This window comes from Rhodothermales bacterium (assembly GCA_013002345.1).
In the GTDB taxonomy this organism is placed as follows: domain Bacteria; phylum Bacteroidota; class Rhodothermia; order Rhodothermales; family JABDKH01; genus JABDKH01.
In genome coordinates this window covers 1-8,536 of sequence record JABDKH010000177.1, presented here as the reverse complement: position 1 = coordinate 8,536, position 8,536 = coordinate 1, and the positions used below count along the sequence as shown (strand labels likewise).

The following is an 8,536-nucleotide window of genomic DNA, read 5'->3' as shown; positions in this document are numbered from 1 at the left end:
GTGAGAACATGCGGCTGCATGCCGCGGAGAATGTGCGGCCATTCTTTCAGGACGGAACCCTCACGTGGCGCCATCGCCCCGAGTACTTTGATCGCGTCCTGCTCGATGCTCCGTGCTCAAGTGAGGGTCGATTCCGAGCCGACAATCCTGAGACCACACGCTACTGGAGCCTGAAGAAGATTCGTGACGCTTCCCGCAAGCAACGCCGTCTCCTGTATTCAGGAATTCAATGTCTCAAGCCAGGCGGGAGGTTGGTTTACTCCACCTGTTCGTTCGCTCCCGAAGAGAACGAGGTCGTGGTCAACAAGCTCATGAAGAAATTCCCGCAAGCACTGCGGATCGTTCCGATCACCATGGATATTGCGGCTCTGCGTGCGGGTCTGACCGAATGGGAAGGACGGGTTTTTTCGGATGATCTGAGTCTGGCCGGCCGCATCGTGCCCGACGACCTCATGGACGGGTTCTTCGTCTGCTGCATCGAGAAGACGGAATCAACCGTGACTCCTTGAGTGGGTCTGTCTAGGTCCTTCGATCGACCACGTGCTCGCCGTACTTGTTCACGAGAAACCGCCGGCGGAACGAATAATAGGCGGTGTCGCACACCTTGCTTGTGTAATAGGCATTGTACCCGCCTCCGATTACCGCACCGGTAACGGGTGCCAACTGCGCGAGTTTGGCACGCGTCAGGTTCAGTCCGATAGAGCGCGCAATACGAGTCACGGCCTTGCTGACGGCGATCTGCTCTATCACTTCGAGCGCCTGCATTCTCGCGAGGCGATTCGTGATCTTGATGATCGGCGACATGGCGATGTCCTTCGCCTTCGTACTTGGTCTGGCCGCGTGATCGAGCAGCGATAACGCGTACAAGCGCTCGACGTCGCTCGAAATATCGAATCCGTAATGGATCGCAAACTCTCCTGCAGCGCGAAGATTCATTGCAACGAGAGCGACAATATCCGTTGGTATGCCGGCGGCCCCGGCGATTCCTGCCACCGCGCCCTCCGCTGCCGCGAGATTTCGATAGCGTGCCGACAGTCCGGCGACCGCAGTGTCAATCTCTTGAAGGTCGAGAGTGCGGATGTCATGCACGTCGCGTATCGAGTGACCGGCCGCCCGATACTTGTCAAGGATGGACTGGGACGGTAACCAGTCGTGGGTGATCTCGTTGATGAGCCGTATGAGTCCGGAGATGACATTCTCGATCGTCCAGTCAACGCCCGGGATTCTGCGGACCTGATCCGCAGTGAAATTATAGGCGTCGTTCAGGTGTCTCTTGAACACCCCGAACCAGGAATGGTCGGGCCGACTCCACTCGTGGATCTCACGGATGGCCTGCAGCTCGTAAGCGGAGGGCGAAGGAGCGAGTTGAGTGCCGGTCATGAAGCGATGATGGTTGTGCCTGTGTTGTCGCGCCTACGTATCGAATCGACATTTGCTACACCGACGTTCTTCGATCAGTTCTGGATCGGCCAGAACACACCAAATCGAATCCGCTTCTCGGCGAGTGGATACACCGGCACCAGCAGATTTCCGGGCAGGAACGACGTTCCTGACAGGAAATTCTCGTATGCCAGGAACAGCGTGGCGGTTCTTACGCCGCCGGTCAAAACCAGATCGAGGGTCGCTGACGATTCGACCGGCCGGGCGCCTTCGACCGGGATAACCAGAAGGCCGCTCTGCGGATGAAAGGCGCGTCCCGCGAATTCGCTCCAGAACCGACCCCGGATGGAGATGTCGAGATCGAGGTCACGCTGGAAGATCAGGTAGCGCATTCCGAGACTCGCCACCGCGTAGAAATCCGGGACCGTTGAACGATACAGCTCCTGCAAAGCGTCCTCGGTTTTCGATACGCCAAAGACCGTTGGTTGAGCTTTGAAGTAGAAACCGCGTTGCGCTTGACGACGATATCCGAAATCGAGACCGGCCGACACGACTCGCAGCGTTCCCGTTCCCACGGCGGCGCGTACGGAATCCGGATCTTCCGTTGCGAAATAGTCGGTCCAGGTCGCGTTGCCCGTGAGCGTTCCGAGCACGGTGAGGTCGAGGGGTCCGGCGGCGACGGAGAGGGTCGTTCGCACAAGCCGATTCGGGCCGATAGGTACTTCATCGATGGGAGCCAGGAACGGGCCGAGTCCGGTCCGGTCGATCTGGCTGATCGGTTGCGCGGTCTGCGATGCCTCCAGGCCAAAGAGGGCCGGCCCGAAGGACTGCCGAACAGCGGCTTTGGCCACAAGTTGCGTACCATCACTTCTGGTCTCAATCCCCAGTTTTGCCAGAGCGTGCAGCGCTCCAAAACGTATCTCCTCGGTGGCCGTGGCAAGGAGCCGCGAATCCGTTTCGTTCGCAAACACGAGTTCGTCGGATCGGGGGCTTGTGGTATTCGTGGATCCGTCTATATCAAACGTCAAGCGGTGCCTCGTCCGTGCGAGAGCGTGCGAGAGTTTAAAGAAGAGAGCGGTTGATCGCACCGTCAGGGTGTCGGCCTGCCGCCGGTACTCAAACCGCTGACTGGAGTAGCCTGCGGTCGCTGACGTCACGTTTCTTCTCGCACCCGTTCGATCACGTCGGAATGTCGCGAACACGTCATTGCGTTTTGTCGACCTGCGAGCGTCCGAATCGATTACGGTGGCCCCAAGTCTCTGGTAGATCGATTCAAAATCGTTGGTGATGCGCGGAACCACTCCTCCGTGGGCGCCCACCGATCGCTTGTTGTAGAGATCGCCGAGCTCCAGGCTCCATCCAGGCCGCAGGAACTTGACGCGGCTGTAGATCTGCCGTCCCTGGGTGAGGCGACTTCCCGGATACTCGCCGTCCGCGCTTTCGCCCCCGTACGAGAACAACAGGTTCAACACTCCGTCACGCCCGCCCACCGCAAGCCGTCGATTTTGCGTGTGGAGGCCCGAGACCTTCTGCAGGCCGCTGCCTGTCTGGTAGCGAAGCTCTGTCAGCGGGTCGGCGGTCTTCTCGTAGTCGACGAGCGTGCTGACACGGAGGCCTGCGGGGCTTCCGTCGTCGGGCGCATACTCGATTGACGGCGTCCCGGCAGAAGCCAGTGGCAGCAGATCGTAGAGCGGGCGGCCTGTGAATAGGTCCCGAAATGGAATGCCGCTCCAGACGAGTCCAACATGCTGCGGCGATAGCCCCGCCGGACTCCAGCCGTGCGGCCAACCATACGAGCCAAGGTCGTACAGCATGGACGTCGGCTCGTCGCGCAACATGTCGGTCAACTCGAGCGAAGGCGTGCGGGCCGGGATGCGGGCAGCGATCGGAATCCTGAAGCTCTCCGGCCACACCGAGCGGGCTGAATCCGGTATCGCCAGGGGAGAGGCGGGCCTGGCCGGCGCCGGTCCCACTATCGTCGCGTTCGTATCTGGAGGTGCCGTCGACACGGAGTCGGCCGGGGCTGCCTCCTGTGCTCGCGTGGGCGACAGGGAGGCGAACGCGATCAGAATCGCCAGAAAAGCAACCCGCACGAAGAGGTCGCGGCGCGGCCGGGGTTCAAGGTCGGATCGAGTCAAAGGCTCAGCTTCGGGGCAGATTCCGGGAAAAGGCCAAACAGGCGGCCCTCAATTTGGCCGAGGACTTCTCGGCGATGTTCGTCTTCGTTGACGAAATCAATCGTGTCGACGTCAATGACCAGTTTCGGTCCGAGATCGTACCTCTCAATCCAGTTCTCGTAATGAACGTTGAGTTTCTTCAGGTACTCGATTCGGATGGTGGATTCAAAGTCACGCCCACGCGACTCAATGTGCTTCACCAGTGTCGGCACGGACGCTCGCAGGTACACCAGCAAATCCGGAGGGCGCAGATACGACGTCATGATCGCGAACAGGTCCTGGTAGTTGGTAAAGTCACGCTCCGTCATGAAGCCCATCTCGTACAGATTGCGAGCAAAGATCTCAGCGTCCTCGTAGATGGACCTGTCCTGGACGACTGACTGTGGTGCGAGCTCGATCTTGCGCTGATGATTGAAGCGACTGGAGAGAAAAAAGACCTGCAGGTTGAATGACCATCGCTCCATGTCGTCGTAAAAGTCCGACAGATACGGATTGTCGTCGACGCGCTCGTAGAGAGCATCCCACTGGAAGTAATCGCTGATGAAACCGGTCAGTGTGCTTTTGCCGGCCCCGATGTTGCCCGCAATAGCTACAAATTTCTTGTTGTTGTTGTCGCTCACGCGTCGAGAAGTTAAGTGGTCAGGATACGGAGCCGGAAGTTTCGTGACCTTCGAAGCGGACATCCATTCCCGGAATTCCGAACGAAGTGCCGACCGCGAGTGCAGCTGCCACCATCGGTGTGTCCATTGGAACCGTTCTGGTTTTGTTTGCTACCTCTTCGAGGCGGACAGAAGTTAATTGATTTCCCTGAAGAGCGACCATGCGGCCAAATCGTCCGTCGATCACCATCGAGGCGGCAAACGATCCGTACGCCGTGGCGAGATTTCGATCGTACGCCGTCGGTGTTCCCCCTCGCTGTATGTGTCCCAGCACCGACGTACGCACCTCGCTGCGAATGAGTCCGCGCAGCTGGTCGCCGAGAACATACCCGATCCCTCCGAGGCGCACCGGATCCGGACTGTCCGCGATGACACGCTTGACCGTCAGTTCACCACCGACCGGCTTGGCTCCCTCAGCGATCGCAATGATCGTGAAATTCTGTCCTCCCATCTCGCGCTCCCGGCAGATGCGTGCGACCGATTCAATGTCGTAGTCGAGTTCGGGCATCAGGATGATGTCGGCGCCACCGGCTGTGCCGGCAAATAGTGCAATCCAGCCAGCATAGCGCCCCATCGTTTCAATGATCATCACGCGGTTGTGACTCTGCGCAGTCGTGTGGAGACGGTCAATGGCTTCGGTTGCGATCGAAACAGCGGTGTCGAATCCGAAGGTCCGCTCGGTACCCACGAGATCGTTGTCAATCGTTTTGGGCACACCCACGACCTTTATTCCCATCTCGTTCAGTCGATGGGAGATCGACATGGTCCCGTCACCCCCTATCGTAATCAGAGCGCGCAGCCCGAGCTCTTCATAGTTCCTCGCCACCTGCGCCGAGACGTCTGCACCGCCCCGCTCGTGGTAGTTGAAGGGGTTCGCCTTGTTGCTCGTGCCCAGTATGGTCCCCCCGCGGGTGAGAATTCCGCTCACGTCCGAGTATGACAGCGGCCGGATCCGCCGCTCGATCAAGCCAAGGAAACCATCCTCAAAGCCAATGACCTGCGCATTGTGCTGGAGGATGAGGCTTTTCGTCACTGCGCGAATTACGGCATTCAAACCCGGGCAGTCACCGCCGCCCGTTAGCACACCTACGCGAAAACGTTGGGACATAGTCTTGGTTACGCTTCCAATTTGTCAATAATCCTGCACCAGACCCGCCTGGTTCCCGCATAATGAACCGCTCGAAGTGGGTCTCAAGAGTCGGTCAACATGCCGTCAGACATAGGGTAAACATCTTCGAATTGAGTGTTTTATGAAGATACGAAAGCCAGTGCCTGCCGGTATTCATTTGACAGAAGTCGATTCCGAGGTCTATCATTCAGGCCGACTACCACTGTCTATCAGCCGATCGTCGACAGTTCGGGACGCAGGTTGTTCTATCAACACGGCATTCGCCGTCTTCTGCTTTGGTCCCTTCAGGCATATCACTTCTGCGGCCTGCGCGTCTCTGGCTCTCGTTGAGTCTGGCGCTCGCTTGCGGCCTCGGTGCGAATTTGGCCTTCGGCCAACTGCGCCTTACGGATGCGAGACCCGTCTTTGCAGAGGGCGACCAGGGTAATATCTACGTCGAGTGGGATGGCTCCGAACCGCTCATGGGAGGAGCACTGAGCCTTCCCGGAGGCTGGAAGCTCGTTGATGTGGCGGTTGTCCGAGCCGGCCGCCGACATCCGGCCTCATGGTCTCTGGATGCCGACGACGCGGTGTATCGTATCACGTCCGAGAATCCCGAAGCGGGCCCGCAGTCTATTGTCCTCAAGCTCTCTGCGCCGAAGTACGCAAGCAGAGGGATGTTGAGTCTGACACCCAGCGTCGTGGCTGTGGCCGGTGAAGAGCCGAAGGCGGAGTTGGCCCTGGCGCTTCGAGAGGCGCTGAGTACGGAGCCCTCGCACATGGACGAGTCGAACATGATGGCGGTGTTCGGTGGTAGCAGCCGAATCGAACTGCGAGGTCGTCGCCTTCCTGTGTTCACGGGAGATCGCTCCTATACGGCCGAGTTCTGGCTCAAGACCACGGGTCTCGACCAGGTCATCATGTCCACGTGGAACGGAGATGAAGAAGCCGGCTATCCGATCGAAATTGAGATTGCGCCGGACGGACGTCTACAGTACTACAGGGGCGAGCCCGGCAGACACCTGTCCATGTCGAGTGGCCGGCCGGTCGCAGATGGACAGTGGCATCACATGGCGGTTGTCCACGATGAAGTGCGCGGATGGACGCGCTTGCTGATCGACGGCGCGCCCGCAGACTCGTTGTTCGGCCACACGGATCCAACCGCGAAAGGCGCAAATGCCACGTTGTGTCTCGGAGGCCGGTGTATCAGGGAGTCGGATACATCCGGGCCTCGAAGTTGGGGATTCGTTGGAAACCTGGATTTCGTTCGGTTCTGGCCCACGGCCAGAACGATCAGGCAGATTTCCGCCAGTCTCGGCGAAACCATTCCGCAGGTTGCAGGAATGGTCGCGCTCAGTTTCGAGGAGACAATGTCGCGCGATCTGGTACTGAGCGGCGCGCAGATACCGCGTGAACGGTCCGACTTCCTTTTCTACGACCCGGTCGAAAACCTGTCGGCGTCGATGGAAGGCGGAACGGTCTTGGTCAGTTGGGAATCGAGTAATCGCAACACGGCTGCATTCGTTGTGGAGCGATCCAGTGATGGGTCTGAATTCCAGGAGATCGGTAGGACGGTCCCGGACAGATCTGTCACATCCTTTGACTACGCCGACGACGAGGCTCCGGAAGGGGTAATTTACTATCGCATAAAGCAGATTCTCTCCAATGGTGCAGTGCGAAGCTCGGGGACGCTCAAGGCCGGCCTTGGCGGCGAAGAACTTCCTTCGGCCACAAGCACGCTGATTGCGAATTTCCCCAACCCGTTTAGCGGACAGACTACGATTCGCTACGAGGTGGTAGAGCCCGAGTACTTGAGTGTGTCAGTCTGGGACCTGTCCGGACAGCGGGTGGCTCTGCTCGCTGAGGGCGTCGCAGCTCCCGGGATTCATGAAGTACTGTTCGTCGCCGGCGACCTGCCGAGCGGCACGTATTTCGTACGACTGCAGACCGACGAAGTGGTCCGGACGAAAACGCTGACCCTGACGCGCTAGCCCGCCACTGTCGGGCGACCCTGATCTGCAGGTAAGGGTGATCCTCACGTCTCCTGCGACGAGCCTGATCGGCCGCTATCTTCGGTTGACTCAAGCGAAAGGCGGTACTCTACAGACATAGCGCACAATCATGAAAATCAGGTACTTCGGTCATTCTGCTTTCGAGATCATATCGTCGGGAGCGACCATCCTTGTGGATCCGTTCATTACAGGTAACCCGCATGCCGAAGGTGTGGTGCTGCCGGGCGACCTGAACCCGGACGTCATTTTGCTCACTCACGCTCACGGCGATCACTGGGGAGACACGCTGACGATTGCAAAGCGCAGCGGCGCCATTGTCGTAGCCAACTTCGAGATCATCTCGTATGTGCAGGCGAACGAACACAGTGCCGTACAACCTATGAATACCGGAGGCGAGTGGCGTTTCGAATGGGGAAAGGTTATCCAGACGTATGCCAGGCACTCCTCCTCATTTCCGGATGGCACGTATGGAGGCAATCCCAACGGCTACATCGTTCATGCAGATGACAAGTGCGTCTACGCGCTTGGCGATACGTGTCCGTTTGCAGAGATGGAGTGGATTGGAACGGATCACGACGTGGATGTGGCCATGATTCCGATCGGCGACTGCTTCACCATGGGGCCGAAGGAATCGCTCCGAGCGATACGCATGATCAAGCCTAATGTCTCGGTGCCGGTCCACTACGGTACGTTCCCGCCCATCGAGGTTGACGCTGCCGCGTGGGCGGACAGAGTGGCAGCTGAAGGCTACGTGGCACGCGTGTTGGATCCGGGAGCCACGATGGAGTTCTAGGTCACTAACGATTCATACTGGAGGATCGATGTATGTCTGGGAAAGCGCACAAGATGGGTCTCAGGTCCCATATGGTCTGGCTCGCGATACCGCTTCTGCTGTACCCCGCGAGTGGGCAGTCGCAAGATCTCGTCGCGCCGATGGCAGAGGTGCACCCGACGTCTCTCGAAAAGCATGGAGATGTTCGCGTGGACGAGTACTACTGGCTGAAGGAGAGGGACAATCCCGCCACCATCAACTACCTGGAAGCCGAGAATGCCTATCTCGATCAGGTCATGGCGCACACGAAAGATCTGCAGCAGACGATCTTCGACGAGATCAAGGCCAGGATAAAGCAAGACGATTCGACCGTTCCGTACCGCACCGGGGACCATTACTACTACGTTCGATACGAGGACGGTAAGGAG

Annotated in this window: 8 protein-coding genes; 4 read left to right on the top strand and 4 right to left on the bottom strand. The window is 58.7% G+C overall.

Annotated elements, in window-relative coordinates:
• The coding region (locus tag HKN37_08880; GenBank protein ID NNE46761.1) for an RsmB/NOP family class I SAM-dependent RNA methyltransferase at window positions 1-509 on the top strand (509 nt) is incomplete at its 5' end.
• A gap of 10 nt (window positions 510-519) precedes the next feature.
• Here HKN37_08880 and HKN37_08875 read toward each other — a convergent pair.
• The 4 genes from HKN37_08875 to HKN37_08860 all read right to left on the bottom strand — a co-directional run bounded on the left by HKN37_08875 (window position 520) and on the right by HKN37_08860 (window position 5,324).
• Window positions 520-1,380: an EcsC family protein gene (locus HKN37_08875; GenBank protein NNE46760.1), complete on the bottom strand. Its 861-nt coding sequence runs from the start codon at window positions 1,378-1,380 to the stop codon at window positions 520-522.
• Between the two features lie 74 nt (window positions 1,381-1,454).
• Window positions 1,455-3,518, bottom strand: a complete 2,064-nt coding sequence (locus HKN37_08870; GenBank protein ID NNE46759.1) for a hypothetical protein — start codon at window positions 3,516-3,518, stop codon at window positions 1,455-1,457.
• Window positions 3,515-4,240 (bottom strand): deoxynucleoside kinase, encoded by a 726-nt coding sequence (locus HKN37_08865; protein ID NNE46758.1) that lies wholly within the window; start codon window positions 4,238-4,240, stop codon window positions 3,515-3,517. Before HKN37_08865 ends, HKN37_08870 begins: the two co-directional genes overlap by 4 nt.
• Window positions 4,197-5,324, bottom strand: a complete 1,128-nt coding sequence (locus tag HKN37_08860) for an ATP-dependent 6-phosphofructokinase (protein NNE46757.1) — start codon at window positions 5,322-5,324, stop codon at window positions 4,197-4,199. Before HKN37_08860 ends, HKN37_08865 begins: the two co-directional genes overlap by 44 nt.
• Before the next feature lie 383 nt (window positions 5,325-5,707).
• Here HKN37_08860 and HKN37_08855 point away from each other — a divergent pair, with 383 nt between their 5' ends.
• The 3 genes from HKN37_08855 to HKN37_08845 all read left to right on the top strand — a co-directional run.
• Complete coding sequence (locus HKN37_08855) at window positions 5,708-7,315, top strand: T9SS type A sorting domain-containing protein (GenBank protein NNE46756.1); 1,608 nt, start codon at window positions 5,708-5,710, stop codon at window positions 7,313-7,315.
• 130 nt (window positions 7,316-7,445) lie between these two features.
• Window positions 7,446-8,129 carry a metal-dependent hydrolase gene (locus HKN37_08850; GenBank protein ID NNE46755.1) on the top strand — a complete coding sequence of 228 codons (684 nt, stop codon included), beginning with the start codon at window positions 7,446-7,448 and terminating at the stop codon, window positions 8,127-8,129.
• A gap of 140 nt (window positions 8,130-8,269) precedes the next feature.
• On the top strand, window positions 8,270-8,536 hold a 267-nt coding region (locus HKN37_08845), incomplete at its 3' end, for an oligopeptidase B (protein NNE46754.1).

Excerpts from the sequence above, each read along its gene's own strand:
- HKN37_08875 (NNE46760.1), bottom strand. The coding sequence starts at position 1,380 with ATGACCGGCACTCAACTCGCTCCTTCGCCCTCCGCTTACGAGCTGCAG.
- HKN37_08865 (NNE46758.1), bottom strand. The coding sequence starts at position 4,240 with ATGTCCGCTTCGAAGGTCACGAAACTTCCGGCTCCGTATCCTGACCAC.
- HKN37_08860 (NNE46757.1), bottom strand. The coding sequence starts at position 5,324 with ATGTCCCAACGTTTTCGCGTAGGTGTGCTAACGGGCGGCGGTGACTGC.
- HKN37_08850 (NNE46755.1), top strand. The coding sequence starts at position 7,446 with ATGAAAATCAGGTACTTCGGTCATTCTGCTTTCGAGATCATATCGTCG.